The sequence below is a fragment of the Caballeronia hypogeia genome (genome assembly GCF_001544875.2).
Classification (GTDB): domain Bacteria; phylum Pseudomonadota; class Gammaproteobacteria; order Burkholderiales; family Burkholderiaceae; genus Caballeronia; species Caballeronia hypogeia.
Genome location: NZ_FCOA02000002.1, coordinates 293,133 through 310,602, shown reverse-complemented (window position 1 = coordinate 310,602; position 17,470 = coordinate 293,133). Strand labels below are relative to the sequence as shown.

The following is a 17,470-nucleotide window of genomic DNA, read 5'->3' as shown; positions in this document are numbered from 1 at the left end:
CGGGGGATCATGCTTCGAGCAAGGCCGCGAAGCGATCCGCGAGTGTCGGGCGCGAACGCATCGGCCATATCGCGCTGAGTTCGAACGGCGGCAGGTTGTCGCCGTCGCGCACGTCGCAGAAGCGCACGCCCGCGAATTGCAGCGCGGTGACCGATTGCGGCAGCAACGACGCGCCACATCCCGCGGCAACGCACGCAAGCACCGTCAACGAACGATTCGCGTCCTGCACGACATTCGCCTCGCAACCGGCCTTGCGAAACGCGCTCAGAATGCCCGCGCGCACCACCGGCAACTGATCGCCGGGAAACCACACGAGACCCGCCTCCGAGAGATCGCGCAAGCCGACCTTGCCGTCGTCGCCGAGAGGAAACGACAGCGGCAGCACCGCGAGCAAACGTTCGCGCACGATCAGCTTCTCGCGCATGCGTCCTCCGACAGCGACGGGCGTATGCAGCAGCCCGATGTCGATGGAACCCTTCTCCAGCGCGCTCGCCTGCTCCGCATTGCTCATTTCCCTGAGCATGAGTTCGACATTAGGCACTTCATCGCGCAATGCCGCGATCGCACGCGGCAAAAGATTGAAGAGCGCCGCCGATGCGAAGCCGATGGTCAGCCGCCCGCCTCGCTGCGCGCCGATCTCTCGAGCGCGATGCGATGCGGCGTCGATGCGCGCGACGCTCAGACGTATGTCCTCGACGATGGCCTCGCCCGCCGCCGTCAGTTGCGCGCCGCGTCGCGTGCGCTCGAAGAGCTTGACGCCGAGATCGCGCTCCATGCGCGAAAGCGCCTGACTCAGCGCGGGTTGCGCGATGTCGAGAACTTCGGCCGCGCGCGTGACGCTGCCTGCATCGACTACCGCCAGAAAGTATTTGAGGTTGCGCGTCTCCATCCGGCGAGCATATCAAAATGCAATGAAAGATAAACACATCCATAGTATGCGGCACCTGGTTTCGTTTCTAGAATGCAATGACAAATGAAACGAGCGCCGGGCGCGAGCCCGCACAGGAGACGCAAGATGAGTTGGTACCGTGAGGTTTCGACGGCGGAAAAACGCACGCTGTGGGGATGTTTCGCCGGCTGGGCGCTGGATGGCGTCGACACCCAGTTGTTCAGTCTGGTCATTCCCACGCTCATCGCGACGTGGGGCATCGGCAAGGGGCAAGCGGGTCTGATCGGCGGCGCGACGCTTGTCGCGGGCGCATTGGGCGGCCTCTTCGCGGGCGTGCTGTCGGATCGCATCGGCCGCGTCAAGGCGCTGCAGGTGACCGTTCTGTGGTTCTCGCTGTTCACGTTTCTCAGCGCCTTCGCGCAGAATTTCGAGCAATTGCTCGTGCTCAAATCGCTACAGGGACTCGGCTTCGGCGGCGAATGGACCGCGGGCGCGGTGCTTTTGAGCGAGACGATTCGCGCGAAGCATCGCGGCAAGGCCATGGGCATCGTGCAGAGTGCATGGGGCTTCGGCTGGGCCGGCGCGGTGTTGCTTTATACGATCGTATTCTCGTGGGTGTCGCCCGATTGGGCTTGGCGCGTGTTGTTCGCAGTCGGCCTGATTCCGGCGTTGCTCGTCATCTACATGCGCCGCAATATCGAAGAGCCGCCGCGCGAGGCCAAATCGAACGAAGGAGGCGAAACACAGCGTCAGGGTGCGTTCGCGATCCTCGCCGGCATCTTTCATCCCTCGGTGTTGCGCACGACCATCGTCGGCGGATTGATCGGCCTCGGCGCGCATGGCGGCTATCACGCCATCACGACATGGCTGCCCACTTATCTCAAGACCGAGCGACATCTGTCGGTGCTCGGCACGAGCGGCTATCTGGCTGTCGTGATCAGCGCGTTCATCGTCGGATGCTTCGTCAGTGCGTGGCTGCAGGACAAGATCGGCCGCCGCAAGAACGTGATTGTGTTCGCGATCTGCTGCGCGGTCACGGTGAACGTGTATGTGTTCCTGCCCATCGGCGATGTCGCGATGCTGATCCTGAGCTTCCCGCTCGGCCTCTTTTCCGCGGGCATTCCCGCGACGCTCGGCGCGCTCTTCAACGAGCTCTATCCGCAAGGCGTGCGCGGCACGGGCGTAGGCTTCTGCTACAACTTCGGACGCGTGGTGTCCGCGGTGTTTCCGGTGCTCGTCGGACACATGGGCAACTCGATGCCGCTCGGCCAGGCGCTCGGCATCGATGCGGGCATCGCCTATGGTCTCGTCGTGCTGGCCGCCTTGCTGTTGCCGGAAACGAAGGGACGCCGCATCGCTGCCTCGTCCGCGCAAGCTCAATCGGGCGAAGCCTCGCCCAAGCATGTCTGAATCATCATCCATGACGCCTACTTCCAACGCGGCGCTCGCCGATGACGAGCAATGGCTCGATGCGGCGAGCACATCGATAGACGCGATCGACGCTCACGCGCATGTCTTCGTGCGCGGCCTTCCGCTCGCGCCGCATCGCCGCCACGCACCCGACTACGACGCAACGCTCGATGCCTACGCCGCCCATCTGCGCGCGAACGGCGTGTCGCATGCCGTGCTCGTGCAGCCCAGCTTTCTCGGCACGGACAACTCATTCTTCCTCGACGTGCTGCAACGCTATCCGCAACGCTTTCGCGGCGTGGCCGTCATCGATCCCTCGATCAGCGACGAGGAACTGCAGCGCCTCGCGCGTCTCGGCGTGCTCGGCATGCGGCTGAACCTGATCGGCCTCGTCTTGCCCGATCTGCGCGAAGCAGCATGGCGCGAGTTGTTCGTTCGCATCAACGCGCTTGGCTGGCATGTCGAGATTCATCGCGATGCGGTGGATTTGCCGATGATCATCACGCCCTTGCTCGAACAAGGCTGCACTGTCGTGATCGATCATTTCGGCCGGCCCGATCCGGCTTTCGGCGTGGACGATCCGGGCTTCCGTTATCTTCTGACGACCGCGCAAAGCGGCCGTGTGTGGGTCAAACTTTCGGCAGCGTATCGCAACATTCATGGCGATGACGGCGCCGCGCTCGGGCAAACACTGACGTCGGCTTTGCTCGATTCGTTCGGCGCATCGCGGCTAGTGTGGGGCAGCGACTGGCCCCATACGCAGCATCAAAAGCTCATCGATTACGACAGCTCGCGCGATGCACTCGACCGCTGGATTCCGGACGCGTCGCTGCGTACCATCGTGTTGCGCGATGCGCCGCGCAAGCTGTTTCGCTTCGACCGATGACCGTGCGAAAGCGAGCATCGAAGCGCTCCTCGCGTTAGCATGGCAGACGCAGGCGCACGTCGTCGCCGATACGAACTCACTTTCCGGAACCGAGCCATGACCACTTCTTCCTCCCGCCGCCGCGCCGCCTTCCGCGAAGCGGTCAATGCCCGGCGCGCCCTGCTTCTGCCGGGCGCGTTCAACGCGATGAGCGCGCGCGTGGCTGCCGACCTCGGCTTCGAGGCGATCTATATCACGGGCGCGGGCGTCACGAACATGTCGCTCGGCATGCCGGATCTGGGCTTCATCGGTCTTGCGGAAGTCGCGGAGCATACCTCGCGCATTCGCGATGCGGTCGACCTGCCACTCATCGTCGATGCCGATACGGGCTTCGGCAATGCGCTCAACGTGCGTCATACGGTGCGCACGCTCGAGCGCGCGGGCGCCGATGCGATCCAGCTCGAAGATCAGGTGATGCCGAAGAAATGCGGCCACTTCGCGGGCAAGGCAGTCGTTTCGACGAGCGAGATGGTCGGCAAGATACGCGCAGCCGTGGACGCGCGCGAAGACGAGAACTTCCAGATCATCGCGCGCACCGACGCCTGCGCGGTAGAGGGTTTCGATGCGGCGATCGAACGGGCGCGTGCGTTCGTCGAAGCTGGCGCGGACATTCTGTTCGTCGAGGCAATCGAAACGCCGGAGCAGATCGCGTCCTTGCCCAAGCTGCTCGATGCACCGCAACTCATCAACATCGTGATCGGCGGCAAGACGCCGGTCACGGATCAGGCGGACTTGCAGCGTCTGGGCTTCAGTCTCGTGCTGTATGCGAACGCCGCATTGCAAAGCGCCGTGCGCGGCATGCAGACGGCGCTCGGCGCGTTGAAATCGCAAGGACGTCTCGATGAAGATCCTTCGGTCGTCGCGCCCTTCGCGGAGCGTCAGCGGCTCGTGAACAAGCCGCTATTCGACGAGCTGGATCGCAAGTACGCGGCGGACTGAAACCACCGCTCAACGCTCGACGCTCAACGCGAGTACATCGAGTTCCAGTCCGCTTGCGACACGCGCGGGCCGCCCGCTTGCGACGTGCCGTTTGCATCGCTGCCGTAAGCGGTCTGTCCGTTGCGTGCGGCGAGCTTCGCTTCGGCTGCCTGGATCGCTTCCGGATAGTGCGCCTGATCGCCATCGCCCACGTGATAACCGACGCTCGCGAGTTCAGCCATCTCGGCGCGCACCTGTGCCCGCGTGATCTGGCTCTGCGCGAACGAAGCGACGGGAATGACGAGAGCGGTTGCAACGAGCGCGGCGCGGATGATCGACTTCATGATGAAACTCCAGTGTTGTTGGGTGCCTGGCTTTCGAACGACCTGCCGTTCGAAGCAGTGAGAGCAGTCTATGACTGCCGCTCTCACGGGTTAACCCCTAGCACAGGAAAGCACCTTTCACTGAAACACGCACAATCGCCGCGATAACACGCGTGTTTGCCTCGCACGAGAATTTGCTATGCTGGCCGCCGTAACCGGATGCGCCGGCGCATTGCGCGCGTTGCATTCGGCTCATGGCGCAAGACGCCCGTCAATCACTGGAGATGCAGATGGCAAAAGGATATTGGGTCAGCGTGTACACGAAGATCTTGAAACCCGAACAAGTCGCCGAATACGCGAAGCTCGCGACGCAAGCTATCGCGGAAGGCGGCGGCCGCCCGCTGGTGCGTGGCGTCGCGTCGATGGTTCAGGGCGAAGGCGTGCTCGAGCGCACCGTGGTCATCGAATACGATTCGCTCGAAGCCGCGATCGCGGCGTATAACAGCGCGACCTACCAGCAGGCGCTGAAGGTGCTCGGCGATTCCGTGGTTCGCGATTTCCGCATCGCGGAAGGCGTCGCTTAAGGCAAGGCTCTTGATTGGCCGATGTCCGCGCGCCGCTCAGGCGCCCACGGCATCGGCCAATGCATTCATGTCGTTTGCCACGACATCCCAATCGCTCTCGGCTTTCGTGTCCTTCGTCTGACCGGGACCGCGCTCATACGGACGCGCGACGAACGCAGTGCGCAGGCCGCACTTTCTTGCCGCAGCGAGATCGTCGTTGTGCGCGGCGACGAGACAAAGCTCTTCCGGCTTCAGCATCAACACCTCGGCCGCGCGCAGATACGCTTGCGGATCGGGCTTGTACATGCGCGCGACTTCCGCGCCGAGAATCGCATCCCACGGCAAGCCGGCCCGCTTCGCCATATCCACCATCAGCCTGATATTGCCGTTCGATAACGGCGCGATGATATGGCGCGCCTTGAGTCTTTGCAGACCCGTTACCGAATCCGGCCACGGATCGAGCCTGTGCCATGCGAGATTCAGTTCGTCGATTTCCTCTGAAGCGATAGCGTTCTGATCAATGCCGAACTCCGGCAGCACGTCCAGCAGATTCTCGCGATGCAGCACGTCGAGTTGCTCGAACGGGCGCTCGCCGCTGATGACCTTGCGCATCGCCGGCACATAGCGATTGCGCCACGCATCGGCGAACGCTTCGGGTTGCGCGCCCGTCGCGCCATGCCGTCGCAGGAACGGCGCGGCCTCGCGCGCGACGCCGCCGCGCCAGTCCACCACGGTGCCGAACACGTCGAATACGAATGCTTTTACCTGGGGCAAGCTCACCGGTTTCCTCCTGTTCAATTCATCCGATGGATAGCTTTCGCCGCGCATTTGTTCCTCGCGCGCAAGACTGATTGTCCACCGCGTGTGTACGCAACGAACGTCGAAAAGCCTAGATTACGAGCCATCGGAGCCGTCGGTCCGATCCGCATCAGACCCAATCTTCTACTTTCGAGGTTCATCATGAGCAACGTACAAAAAGTCGCTATCGTCACCGGTGCATCGCAAGGCATCGGCGCGGAGATCGTCAAGGCATTTCGCGCGCAAGGTTATCGAGTCGTCGCGACCGCGCGGTCGATTCAGCAGCCGGACGATCCGAATGTTATCGCGGTCGCGGGCGATATCGGCGAACGCGCCACCGCGCAACGCGTGATCGAAGCAGCGATTGCGCGCTTCGGCCGCATCGATACGCTCGTCAACAACGCGGGCATTTTCATCGCCAGGCCCTTCACGCAATACACGCAAGAGGACTATGCTGCGATCCTCAATGTGAACGTGAACGGCTTCTTTCATATTACGCAACTCGCCATCGAGCAGTTGGAAAAGAACAAGAGCGGGCATATCGTCAGCATCACGACGAGTCTCGTCGATCACGCGGTGAACGGCGTGCCTTCGGTGCTGGCCTCGCTGACGAAGGGAGGTCTGAATTCCGCGACGAAGTCGCTCGCGATCGAATACGCGAAGTCGGGCATTCGCGCGAACGCGGTGTCGCCCGGCATCATCAAGTCGCCAATGCATGCGCCCGAAACTCACGAAGCGCTCGGCGCGCTGCATCCGGTCGGACATATGGGCGAAATGAGCGACATCGCGAACGCGGTGCTGTATCTTGATTCGGCTCCGTTCGTGACCGGCGAGATCCTGCACGTCGACGGCGGTCAGAGCGCGGGACATTGATTGCATGTCGATGGCGCATGCGCCCCTCGCGGGGCGCTTCGTTACGTTCAACTGCAAGGAGAAACGCGATGCCGATCGTTACGATTCAGGTGACACGCGAAGGCAACAAAGCCGGCACGAACGCCGTCACCGCCGATGAAAAAGCACAACTCATCAAGGGTGTGAGCGAACTGCTTCTCGAAGTTCTCAATAAGCCGCTCGATACCACATTCGTCGTGATTCAGGAAGTGGAACTCGAGAACTGGGGCGTAGGTGGCGTCCCCGTGCCCGAATATCGGCGGCAAAAGCAGGCGAAGAAAGCCTGAATGCGCCGTGAATGAAGATGACATCGCCGCATGTTACCGATGTGGCGGCGATGTCGCTCTTATCGCAGGTTCACTGCCCCGGCGCGTAGAGATCCAGCAGCTTCAGCGTAACGCCGTTGGTCCAGCCGAAACCGTCCTGCAACGGATACTCGCCGCCGCCTCCACCACCCGTCCCCTCGCCCTCCACGATGTACTTCTCCACCAGCTTTTGCTGCGTCTTGTAGACGTTGTTCACATCGGCGAGGAACAGCGTGCCGATCTGCTGTGCGAGATCGCCGCGCCCATAGCGCCGCAGGCTTTGCACCGCGATCCAGTGTAAGGGCGCCCAGCCATTGGGCGCGTCCCATTGCTGCGTCGTGTTGTAGGTGGTGGTGGCGAGACCGCCTGGTTTAAGCAGAAGCGCCTGAACGGTCTCGGCGGTCTTGTGCGCGCGATCCGGCCACGCGGCGTTCGCGAACAACGGATAAAGCATTGCCGCCGACGGATTGTTGCGCGGCTGCCCGAGTTGCCAGTCGTAGTCGCCGTAGTAGCCGTTGTGATTCCACAGATACTTGTTGATGCCGATGGCGCGTTTCGCCGCGCGCCCGACGAACTCGCCGACGCAGCCGAAGTTGCGCGCCTCGCCACAACCGATCGCGATGGTCGTTTCGAGGTGGAACATCAGGCTGTTCAGATCCACGGGAATAATCGACGTCGTGCGAATGGTCGCGAGCGTCATGTTGTCGCCGAACCAGCGCGAGCTGAAATCCCAGCCGCTTTCCGCCGCCGCGCGAAGATCGCGATACACCTCGCTGGCCGGACGGTTCGTGACCAGCTTCGCGGTATTGACGTCTTCCAGATAGGACTCGTCACGCGGCGTGTCACGCTCGTCCCAGTAACGATTGAGCACCGTCTTGTCCGGCAGCATCACGACGTTGCGCACCGCGCCGCCCGGTTGCACCGAATTCGCTCCCTGCATCCAGTAGTCGTATTCACGGCGCAATTGCGGCAAATACTTCTGATAGACGCGTCCGCCCTCTTTCTGCGCGGCAAGTTCGACCATATAGGAGAAGAACGGCGGCTGTGAACGGCTCACGTAATAGGTGCGATTGCCGTTGGGAATATGGCCGATGGTGTCGATCAGATAAGCGAAGTTATCGAGCATGTTATCGACGAGATCTTCGCGCCCCGCTTCCTGAAGGCCCAGCATCGTGAAATACGTGTCCCAGTAGTAACCTTCGCGAAACCGTCCGCCGGGCACCACGTATGACTTGGGCATCGGGATCAGCGAGCTGTACTGAGGCACGTTCGCCGTGGTCGTCAAGCGGGTGAGTTCTGGCCAGAGCCAGTCGATATGTTCGCGCAGTGTCTGATTCGGCGGCGGCGTGACGCTCTGGTCGGCAGGCGGAATGAAGTATTGAGTGACGAAGTCCTTGAGATTGAATCCGGGCACGCCCATCTGTTGATGGTAAGCCTGCACGATCTGCGCAGGATCAATCTTCGGCGTCGCATCGACGAACGTCTTCTGATCCGGATAAACGCCCTGCGTCTGCACGGCGACGAAAAGATCGCCGTATAACTCGCTGGGAGGAGGCAGAAGCGTAAAACCGGTTTGCGCGTCGGCATGCGCGAAGCCTGCGGCCGTGCCCAGAATGAGCCAGGCGCCTAGCATTCCGCGTGCCTTGAACTGGAAGCGCTTCGACGCCTCATGCGCTGTGCGATGCGATGACAGTGCGACCATACTTCCTCCACAGAAGGATGATTGAGCCGGACTGGTCTCGCTCGGGCCGTGTTCTGATTCTTGTGTTTCACGGCACGGCGAAGGATCGCACGCTTGCACGCGCGTGGCAACCCTCGTTATTGAATCGCCAATGCCTTGTGCGCTTCAGCCTGGAATTGCGTCGGCGTGACGCCGGTCTGCTTGCGGAAATAGCGGCTGAAATAAGCGATATCCGCAAACCCGAGACCATGCGCGATCTGCTTGACCGACATGTTCGAATAGACCAGATCCCGCTGCGCCTCCCGCACGAGATGCTCGTTGATCATTGCGAGCGGCGAGCTCGACAGCGCCTCGCGGCAGATGCGCCCGAGCTGTGTCACGGTCATGTCGAGCTTCTCCGCGTAGAACTCGACGGGCCGATGCTCGCGAAAATGCGTCGCCACCAGCTCACGAAAGCGTTTGATCTGTTGCGCGCGTCTTTCAGTGGACGCGACGCCCGGCGTCGATGCGCTTTCGCAAAGCCGCGCCACATGCACGAAAAGTGCAATCAGGAGCGACATGCCCGCCGCCATGTGCCCGCGATCGGTCGCGCGAAATTCCTTTTCCAGCAATTCGATGATCGGAATGAAAGCACTCTGCCTGACGGCCTGCGCGCTCATGCGAATGAGGCCTGCCCGCTGCAGCACGGGAATGAGTCCCGGCGCCGCGATGGCTGCGAGCGCTTCGATCGATCGCTGCGCGACGGTCACGACGAGTCCGTCGATGTCCGGCGCGAAGTTGAAACCGTGTACGGTCTGCGCGGGCAGCATGATGACGCAAGGCGGCGCGATCTCGATCATGCTGTTCTCGATCAGCACCTGCCCGCCGCCGCCGCGAATGTACAGAAACTGCAAGAGCGCGTCGTGCCGATGCGCGTCGATATGCCAGTCGTTCGGGGCGCTGCGCTCGACGATCCATTCGAAGTTGAACGCGTCATACCACGGCGGACGCGCCGATTCTCCGTACAGGTTGTAGTTAGGGATTTTACGCATGTCGTGCCGTCTCCTGATGCACAAATTGTCCTGTCGTCTGCCGCCTTTGTCCAATTTTTCGTGCACGCCCGTGAATATACTTTTTTCACAGGGAAGGCTGCGCAAGGCCTTCGAATCGAAGGGACTCAGGAGACAAGGATGACTAAGGAGATTGCGCGCGACGCTGTCGCGCCGCATTGGCTCGGCCTCGAATCGAGCGTATGCGTGGTGACGGGAGCGGCGGGCGGGATCGGTCGCGCAATGGCGTCGGCATTCGCGGATGCGGGCGCATGCCTCGCCCTGGTGGATCGCGATGAAGCAGGCTGCCAGGAAGCGGCCGATGCGCTGCGTTCGAGCGGCGTGGAGGTAATCGCCGTCGCGTGCGATATCAGCGATGCAGCGAGCGTGAACCGAGCGCGCGATCAGGTCGAACGCAGATTCGGTCATGTCGATGTGCTCGTCAACAACGCGGGACTGCTGCGCCCGGGCGGCATCGAAGATATCGGACTCGATGCATGGAACGCCATGCTCGCCGTGAATCTCACCGGCTACATGCTGTGCGCGCAGGCGTTCGGTCGAGGCATGCTCGCGCGTGGCGCGGGGAGCATCGTGCATGTCGCGTCGGTGGCGGCGCATCATCCGCAAACGTGGAGCGGCGCGTATAGCCCGAGCAAGGCCGGCATTGCGATGCTCTCGCGTCAGATCGCCGCCGAATGGGGCCCGCGCGGCGTGCGCAGCAACACGATTTGCCCCGGCATGATCCGCACGCCGCTTTCGAAGGCGTTCTATGAGCAAGGCGATGTCGAAGCCCGCCGCAGCGCGATGACCGCGAGCCGCCGCATCGGGGAGCCGCGCGATATCGCTGAAGTAGCGGCGTTTCTTTCCAGCCGTCGCGCAGCGTATGTCAACGGCGCGGAGATCGCAGTCGATGGCGGCCTCGAATGCATGCTGATGGACCTCGTTCCGCGTCCCGGCTTCGAAGCGGCGCGCGGCGCCTGAACGCACTCAATCAATCAAAGGACATCATCATGACTACCGTGACGCGGTCGTCCGATCTCGCTTGCGATGTGCTAGTGATCGGCTCGGGCGCCGGCGGCCTTTCCACGGCCATTACAGCGAAGAAACAAGGGCTCGACGTGATCGTCGTCGAGAAGGAAGAATACTTCGGCGGCACGACCGCGTTCTCGGGCGGCGTGCTGTGGATACCCGGAAATCGCCACGCAAGGCAGGCGGGCATTCACGACACGCGCGAAGCGGCGATCGAGTATCTGCGCGGCGAGACCGGGGCGATGTACGACGAAGCCGCCGTCGATGCGTTCCTCGACGCGGGCCCGCGCATGATCGATTTCTTCGAGCGGGAGACTTCGGTCGAGTTCCTGCCGACGCTCTATCCCGACTACCACCCCGATGCGCCGGGCGGCGTCGACGTCGGACGCTCGGTCGTCGCCAGGCCATACGACGCACGCGCGCTCGGCAAGGACATCGCGCGCCTGCGGCCGCCGCTCAAGACGATCACGTTCATCGGCATGATGTTCAATTCGTCGAGCGCGGATCTCAAGCACTTCTTCAACGCGACGAAGTCGCTGGCTTCCGCGTGGTATGTGACCAGGCGGCTCGCGAGTCACATCAAGGAACTCGCGCTCTACAAACGCGGCGTGCAGATCACGAGCGGCAACGCGCTCGCCGCGCGTCTCGCCAAATCGGCGCTGGAACTGGGCATTCCGATCCACACGCGCACCGGCGCGAAGGAACTCATCACGGTGAAAGGTCGCGTAGCCGGTGCGATCGTCATCGCGGACGGACACGAGGTACGCATCAGTGCACGGCGCGGCGTGGTGCTCGCATGCGGCGGCTTCTCACACGATGTCGCGCGCATCGCGAAGGCTTATCCGCATGTGCGCCGTGGTGGCGAACATAGGTCGCCGGTGCCGGCGGGAAATACCGGCGATGGCGCGCGCATGGCCGAACGCGCGGGCGGTCGTGTCGAGATTCGTTATCCGCAGCCTGCAGCGTGGATGCCGGTCTCGCGCGTGCCGCTGAAAGACGGCGCATACGGCGTGTTCCCGCATCTGCTCGATCGATACAAGCCGGGCGTGATCGGCGTGACGCGCAGAGGCGTGCGCTTCACCAACGAATCGAACTCATACCACGATGTCGGCGCGGCGATGATCCAGGCCTGCAGCGACGACAAGGAAACGGCAATGTGGCTTGTCTGCGATCACGCGACCATCCGCAAATACGGTCTGGGCTTCGCGAAGCCCGCACCGTTGCCGCTCGGCCCTCATCTGAAAAGCGGCTATCTCCACCGTGGCCGCACGCTCGCGGAACTCGCGCAGCGCACGGGCATCGATGCCGCCGCACTCGAAGCTACGGTGCGCGAATACAACCGCGATGCGTCGGACGGAAAGGACGTTGCATTCGGTCGCGGCACGACGTCGTTCAACCGCTATCTCGGCGATCCCGCGCATCAGCCGAACCCGTGCGTCGCGCCAATCGGCGACGGGCCGTATTACGCGCTCAAGCTCGTGATGGGCGATCTCGGCACGTTCGACGGCATCGCGACGAATCCGCATGGACAAGTGCTCAAGGGCGATGAAGTCATCCCCGGTCTTTATGCCGTGGGCAACGATCGCGCGAGCGTCATGGGCGGCAACTATCCCGGCGCGGGCATCACGCTCGGCCCGATCATGACCTTCGGTTATCTCACCGGATTGCATCTCGCGGGCCGCATCGACGCACGCGAGCAGAACAGCGAATTGAGGAGCGCAGCATGAGCAAGCCTTTCGTCGATCACCGCATCTACACGATCAAGCCGCGTGGCATGGCCGAATTCATCGACGTATTCGATCGTCTCGCCATGCCGATTCAGCTCAAGTATCTTGGCGCGCCCGTCGGCTTCTACATGAGCGATATCGGCGCGTTGAACCAGGTCGTGCACTTGTGGGCTTACGAAAGCATCGCGGATTACGACCAGCGACGCACCGCGCGCGACAACGATCCCGAATGGCCGGCTTATCTGCAGGCGTCGGCGCATCTCATCGTGGCTCAGGAGAGCCGCATCATCAAACGTGTGGATTTCAGGAGCCTTTCGCCGGCAGTGCGTTGAGTGACGCGGGTGCGTCACCGTTATACATAAATGAATGGAGACATAGCGGCATGGAAACGAATCGTGGGACCATCGAGGTCCAGGGCTTCATCGACGGCGAGCGTTTCTCGCCGTATCAATGGGTCATTCTGATCCTGTGCTTTCTCGTGGTCGCGGCCGATGGCTTCGACACCGCGGCAATCGGTTTCATCGCGCCGTCGTTGATCGGCGACTGGGGCGTCACGCGCGCCGCGCTTGGCCCGGTGATGAGCGCGGCGCTCGTCGGCCTGGGGATCGGCGCGCTCGCGGCGGGACCCGCCGCCGATCGCATCGGACGCAAAGCGGTGCTCGCGTTGTCGGTGTTCTTCTTCGGCGCGTGGAGCCTCGCGTCGGCGCAGGCGGGTTCGATCGAAGCGCTGACCGCGTGGCGCTTTCTCACGGGCCTCGGGCTCGGTGCGGCCATGCCCAACGCGGTCACGCTGATGTCGGAGTACGCGCCCGCGCGCATTCGCGCGGTCGCGGTCAACGCCATGTTCTGCGGCTTTTCCGTCGGGCTTTCCATCGGCGGGTTGTGCGCGGCGTGGCTCATTCCGCATTTCGGCTGGCAGAGCGTGCTGGTCGCGGGCGGTGCCGGTCCGATCGTGCTGACGGTGCTGCTGCTCGCGCTGCTGCCCGAGTCCGCGCAGTTCATGGTCATGCGCAAGCGCCCCGCCGAGAATATCGCGCGTGTCCTGCGCCGCATCTCGGACGATCCGCGTCTCGCCGATGGCGCATCCGTCTCGTTCGTCGCCGCCGATACGCACACCGAGGGCGCACGCCGGTCGTCGATCGGACTCATCGTGTCGCGGCCGTATCGCTTCGGCACGCTGATGCTGTGGCTCGCGTACTTCATGGGGCTGATGATCTTTTATCTGCTCACCAACTGGCTGCCGACGCTCTTCAAGGATGCAGGCTTCTCGGCTGAACGCGCCGCGCTCACCACGTCGCTCTTTCCGCTCGGCGGCATACTCGGCAACCTGTGTCTCGGCTGGGTGATGGACCGTGCGAACCCTCGACGCGTCAACGCATGCGCCTATGTTCTCGCGGCGGCGCTGGTGCTGACCATCGGCCGTGGCGTGACTGATCAGTTCTGGCTCGCCGTGCTCATCTTCCTGACGGGAACGGCGGTCACGAGCGCAGTCACGTCGATGTCGGCGCTCGCCGCATCGTTCTATCCGACCCGGAGCCGCGCGACGGGCGTGGCGTGGATGCTCGGCATCGGCCGCATGGGCGCGGTGGCGGGCGCAATGACGGGAGGCTTGTTGATGAGCATGGGGCTGCAGTTCGGCGCGGTCTTCACGCTGCTCGCACTCCCCGCATTCGTCGCCGCTTTCGCGTTGGGCGCCTTGAGCAAGCGCGATGCGTCGCGTGAATCGATCGGGATCGGGCAGTTCGAATGACAAACCGTTGAGTGGGCTTTTTCGAAAGGCGTCGTATATTACGCGCACGCGGTCCTCAAGTATTCGGACCGTCCGGACGTAATCAATCGCCAATGACCAAAGCCCGCTTTATCGATGACACCCGTTCGAACCCACGACGCGTCCCCCGGAATGACCCGCCTCATCGTCGCGACGGTGATCGGTAATGGCTTCGTCGCCTACGACTTCACGGTGTACGGGTTCTCGGCCGCGATCATCGGACGGCTGTTCTTTCCCACGCACGACCCCACTGCATCGCTACTGCTGTCGCTCGCGACATTCGGCGCGGGTTTCGTCATGCGTCCGCTCGGCGCGATACTGATCGGCCGATACGCCGACCGTCACGGCCGCGACGCCGGCATGCGGCTCTCGATCGGCCTGATGGCGGCGGGCACCTGGCTCATCGCATGTCTGCCGGCGCACGCCGCGATCGGCGCGAGCGCAACCGTGCTGATCGTATTCGCGCGGCTTCTGCAAGGGCTCGCGGCTGGCGGCGAGATCGGCCCGGCGTCGGCGTTGCTGATGGAATCCGTGCCGTACGAGCGGCGCTGCTTCATGGTGAGCTGGCGCGGCGCGAGCCAGGGCGCGGCGGCATGCGCGGCGGCGCTCGTCGGCGCATGCACATCGGCGTTTCTGTCTCCCGCAGAAATCGCGCAATGGGGATGGCGCGTGCCTTTCGTCGTCGGCGGACTGATCGCGCCGCTCGGCTGGTTTCTGCGGCGCGTTCCCGGCGCCCCGCTTTCCGTCGCTGATCGGCCCGCACGCACGCCGCTTCCCGTTGTGCTGCACGAACACGCTCGTCCGCTCGCATGCGGCATCCTGATGATGGCCGCGCCATCGTCGAGCATCTACATCGCCGTGCTGTACATGCCGAGCTATCTGACGCACACGTTGCACCGCCCCGCCACGATGAGTCTCCTGATCGCATCGCTTTCGGGTTTCGTGATTCTTCTCGTGACGCCGCTCGTCGCGCTCGCCGCCGACCGGCTGACGAGCCGCAAGACGCTGCAATACGCATCGCTCGTGGCGGCGCTCATGACCGCGTATCCGGCGTTTCATGCACTAACGCGTGGCGCACCCGACACGCTCGCGCTCGCGATCATCCTTCTCTATGTGGCGATCGCGCTGAACAACGCGGGCGCGGGCTCGGTGCTGATGCTCGAAGCATTTCCAAAGCATCGGCGCGCGGCGAGTCTCTCGGTGATCTACACGTTCGGCGTGGTCATCTTCGGCGGATTCTCGCCGCTCGCGGTCGCGTGGCTGATCGATGCGACCGGCAACGCGATGACGCCCGCATGGTATCTGCTGGCCGCGAACTGCCTGGCGCTCTGCGCGCTCAGCCGCTTCCCCGAGCGCCCGTTGAGCGCGCGGCGCGTGCTCGCGTGAGATGACCGGCGGGCTGCGCGCGCAGCAATTCGAGCGCGCACATGCGCATCTCGAGCGGACTCACATCGAAGGCGCGCCGGAACGCGCGCGTGAAATCCGACGCGCTCTTGAAGCCGAGACCGAACGCGATATCCGCGATCTGCAAGTTTGGCAGCCGCACGAGTTCGTCGGCGGCTTCACGCAAGCGGCGCTCGCGAATGTACGCGGCAAGACCGCCCTCCCGCTCGAACCAGCGATAAAGGGTCGCCCGCTTCACGCCGAGCGCGTCGACCACGTTCATCGGCGTGAGATCTGCCTCGTGCAGATGCGTTTCGACGTAGCGCTTCGCCTGAGCCTTCACGGCCGTTTGCAGCGCGGTGCGTGCGTCGGGCGATGCGTGCGGTTTGCCGGCGAATGCCGAGAGCAGGAGCTGCGCACCGGCGTCGAGCAGGTCGATGGCGTCGGGCCGCTCGAGCGTCGGCAGCTCGCGCGCGGTGGCGTCGAAATGCTGGAGCACGAACCCTGCGAGCGGCGCGTCGAATGACAGCACGCGCCCGTGCAACGCTTCGCAGTCGCCGATATGCGCGGCCACGATCGGGCGCGGCACGAACATCGTCAACACGCGGCATGCCGGACGTTCGAGCCGAAAACGCTGGTTCAGATCGAACGCGACGATGCCACGCACCGAGCCCGGCTCGCTGCGCTTCAGGTTCACGCCGCCGACATGGCCGGTCTCGCCCTCTGCGTACACATGGAAGGCGAAATCGCGCCGCGTGTCCGTGGAAACACGCGCGATGGATCGTTCGAGCACCAGCGCCTCGGTGCGCGCTTCGGTGAACACGAGGCCGCCAGCCGCATGCAGATCGATCTTGCCCTCGAAGCCGCGCTCGACCTGAGCCTTGTCCGGCAGCACATCGACGACATGCCCCACGCGATCGCGCCACGCGAGCAGTTGCCGCTCGCGCGGGACCGCTTGTGTCGAAAAGCGCGTGAAGAAGGTGGGTGTGTCGGAATCGGCAGGCATGGGCAGCGGGTTCGGTCGGATCGTCCTTTCATTCGATGGCGCACACGACGCGCGCCGCGCAAGTGCGGCAAATGAGACGCATGGTAAAGCGAATTCAAAATGCAGGGTTATCGTGGCGGGTGAGGAGCGGCGAGTGCGGCATCGCGGCTGGCGGGTCGGCGATTCCTGCCTTCATGCTGCTGTCACATCGCCGTCTCCTTGCCTCAAGAGTGGTTTACGGCCGCTCGACACATAAAACGTAGCCAAAGGCACGCGAAAAGACGTTTCGGGGCGTCAACATGGGAAAGTCGAAAGCCTTGCATATTACCCGCGCAGCGAGCGCGGCACTTAAACCGGCACGCGTTGCGGACGCCGAGCTCGATCATCTCGAGCACATGATCAGGTCGATCTCCCGGTCGGCTGACCGGAAGGCCTTCGCCTGTCTCAATCGCGCGTACTGGAAGCGACGGCTCGCCATCCTCGGCGACGAGAGCGATCTCGTCTCGACGCAACGGGCTCGTGTGCTGCAACTGCTGGAGTTGCTCGCACAGGATCATGCCGGCGCGGCTTCGAAGAAGGTGGCGGCGTAGCCGCTAGTCGTCGGGGCGCGGGTTCGCCGTCCGCCTGCATGGAGCACGCGGCATGCAAAACACCAAAAGGCATGTCGCATTCAAAACGCAAAATTACAAGACGCAGGAAGCAAAACCCAAGGCGAGGGCTGCCTGAGAGAGCACGATCGAAGCATGGTCCGTTTTCGGCCCGCGTAACGAAAGTGCTATTACGAAGGGGCTTCGCGTCCCGCGCATGTTTCGCACGATGATGGCGACGACGTGCGCGGGACGCGAAA

18 protein-coding genes are annotated in these 17,470 nt (G+C 63.2%); 12 read left to right on the top strand and 6 right to left on the bottom strand.

Translation table 11 applies throughout. The features are described 5' to 3' along the window. Positions 1-7 precede the first annotated feature (7 nt). A complete protein-coding gene (locus AWB79_RS04660; protein ID WP_061166209.1) occupies positions 8-889 on the bottom strand; it encodes a LysR family transcriptional regulator in 882 nt (293 codons plus the stop codon). Positions 890-1,015: 126 nt separating this feature from the next. On the opposite strand from AWB79_RS04660, the gene AWB79_RS04655 reads away from it, so the two are divergent. The 3 genes from AWB79_RS04655 to AWB79_RS04645 all read left to right on the top strand — a co-directional run bounded on the left by AWB79_RS04655 (position 1,016) and on the right by AWB79_RS04645 (position 4,163). After that, a complete protein-coding gene (locus AWB79_RS04655) occupies positions 1,016-2,299 on the top strand; it encodes an MFS transporter (protein ID WP_061166476.1) in 1,284 nt (427 codons plus the stop codon). Positions 2,300-2,309: 10 nt separating this feature from the next. Beyond that, a complete protein-coding gene (locus AWB79_RS04650; RefSeq protein ID WP_082862267.1) occupies positions 2,310-3,185 on the top strand; it encodes an amidohydrolase family protein in 876 nt (291 codons plus the stop codon). 96 nt (positions 3,186-3,281) lie between these two features. Beyond that, on the top strand, positions 3,282-4,163 hold the full coding sequence (locus AWB79_RS04645; protein ID WP_061166207.1) for an isocitrate lyase/PEP mutase family protein: 882 nt from the start codon (positions 3,282-3,284) through the stop codon (positions 4,161-4,163). 23 nt (positions 4,164-4,186) lie between these two features. Here the strand turns inward: AWB79_RS04645 and AWB79_RS04640 are convergent, their stop codons facing one another. Then, complete coding sequence (locus tag AWB79_RS04640) at positions 4,187-4,486, bottom strand: DUF4148 domain-containing protein (RefSeq protein WP_061166206.1); 300 nt, start codon at positions 4,484-4,486, stop codon at positions 4,187-4,189. Positions 4,487-4,755: 269 nt separating this feature from the next. Here AWB79_RS04640 and AWB79_RS04635 point away from each other — a divergent pair, with 269 nt between their 5' ends. Next, positions 4,756-5,049, top strand: a complete 294-nt coding sequence (locus AWB79_RS04635) for a DUF1330 domain-containing protein (protein ID WP_061166475.1) — start codon at positions 4,756-4,758, stop codon at positions 5,047-5,049. Between the two features lie 36 nt (positions 5,050-5,085). On the opposite strand, the gene AWB79_RS04630 is transcribed toward AWB79_RS04635, so the two are convergent. Then, entirely contained in the window at positions 5,086-5,808 is a 723-nt protein-coding gene (locus tag AWB79_RS04630; protein WP_061166474.1) for a haloacid dehalogenase type II, read from the bottom strand. Between the two features lie 180 nt (positions 5,809-5,988). Here AWB79_RS04630 and AWB79_RS04625 point away from each other — a divergent pair, with 180 nt between their 5' ends. Continuing rightward, positions 5,989-6,699 carry an SDR family NAD(P)-dependent oxidoreductase gene (locus tag AWB79_RS04625; protein ID WP_061166205.1) on the top strand — a complete coding sequence of 237 codons (711 nt, stop codon included), beginning with the start codon at positions 5,989-5,991 and terminating at the stop codon, positions 6,697-6,699. A gap of 68 nt (positions 6,700-6,767) precedes the next feature. Further along, on the top strand, positions 6,768-7,004 hold the full coding sequence (locus AWB79_RS04620; protein ID WP_061166204.1) for a tautomerase family protein: 237 nt from the start codon (positions 6,768-6,770) through the stop codon (positions 7,002-7,004). A 70-nt stretch (positions 7,005-7,074) separates the two neighbouring features. Here the strand turns inward: AWB79_RS04620 and treA are convergent, their stop codons facing one another. Continuing rightward, on the bottom strand, positions 7,075-8,724 hold the full coding sequence (gene treA / locus AWB79_RS04615; RefSeq protein WP_061166203.1) for an alpha,alpha-trehalase TreA: 1,650 nt from the start codon (positions 8,722-8,724) through the stop codon (positions 7,075-7,077). 116 nt (positions 8,725-8,840) lie between these two features. Continuing rightward, positions 8,841-9,734, bottom strand: coding sequence for a helix-turn-helix domain-containing protein (locus tag AWB79_RS04610; RefSeq protein WP_061166202.1), 894 nt, complete (start codon positions 9,732-9,734; stop codon positions 8,841-8,843). Between the two features lie 138 nt (positions 9,735-9,872). Here AWB79_RS04610 and AWB79_RS04605 point away from each other — a divergent pair, with 138 nt between their 5' ends. The 5 genes from AWB79_RS04605 to AWB79_RS04585 all read left to right on the top strand — a co-directional run bounded on the left by AWB79_RS04605 (position 9,873) and on the right by AWB79_RS04585 (position 15,641). Beyond that, positions 9,873-10,712, top strand: a complete 840-nt coding sequence (locus AWB79_RS04605; RefSeq protein WP_061166201.1) for an SDR family NAD(P)-dependent oxidoreductase — start codon at positions 9,873-9,875, stop codon at positions 10,710-10,712. Between the two features lie 29 nt (positions 10,713-10,741). Continuing rightward, positions 10,742-12,487 carry an FAD-dependent oxidoreductase gene (locus tag AWB79_RS04600; protein ID WP_061166200.1) on the top strand — a complete coding sequence of 582 codons (1,746 nt, stop codon included), beginning with the start codon at positions 10,742-10,744 and terminating at the stop codon, positions 12,485-12,487. After that, positions 12,484-12,819 (top strand): NIPSNAP family protein, encoded by a 336-nt coding sequence (locus AWB79_RS04595; protein ID WP_061166199.1) that lies wholly within the window; start codon positions 12,484-12,486, stop codon positions 12,817-12,819. Before AWB79_RS04600 ends, AWB79_RS04595 begins: the two co-directional genes overlap by 4 nt. Before the next feature lie 50 nt (positions 12,820-12,869). Then, a complete protein-coding gene (locus AWB79_RS04590) occupies positions 12,870-14,237 on the top strand; it encodes an MFS transporter (RefSeq protein ID WP_061166198.1) in 1,368 nt (455 codons plus the stop codon). Between the two features lie 150 nt (positions 14,238-14,387). Continuing rightward, complete coding sequence (locus AWB79_RS04585; RefSeq protein ID WP_232470821.1) at positions 14,388-15,641, top strand: MFS transporter; 1,254 nt, start codon at positions 14,388-14,390, stop codon at positions 15,639-15,641. Here AWB79_RS04585 and AWB79_RS04580 read toward each other — a convergent pair. Then, a complete protein-coding gene (locus AWB79_RS04580; RefSeq protein ID WP_061166196.1) occupies positions 15,592-16,644 on the bottom strand; it encodes an AraC family transcriptional regulator in 1,053 nt (350 codons plus the stop codon). The genes AWB79_RS04585 and AWB79_RS04580 overlap by 50 nt on opposite strands. Before the next feature lie 278 nt (positions 16,645-16,922). Between AWB79_RS04580 and AWB79_RS04575 the strand changes: the two genes are divergently transcribed. Further along, on the top strand, positions 16,923-17,213 hold the full coding sequence (locus tag AWB79_RS04575; RefSeq protein ID WP_061166195.1) for a hypothetical protein: 291 nt from the start codon (positions 16,923-16,925) through the stop codon (positions 17,211-17,213). The last annotated feature ends 257 nt before the right edge of the window (positions 17,214-17,470 follow it).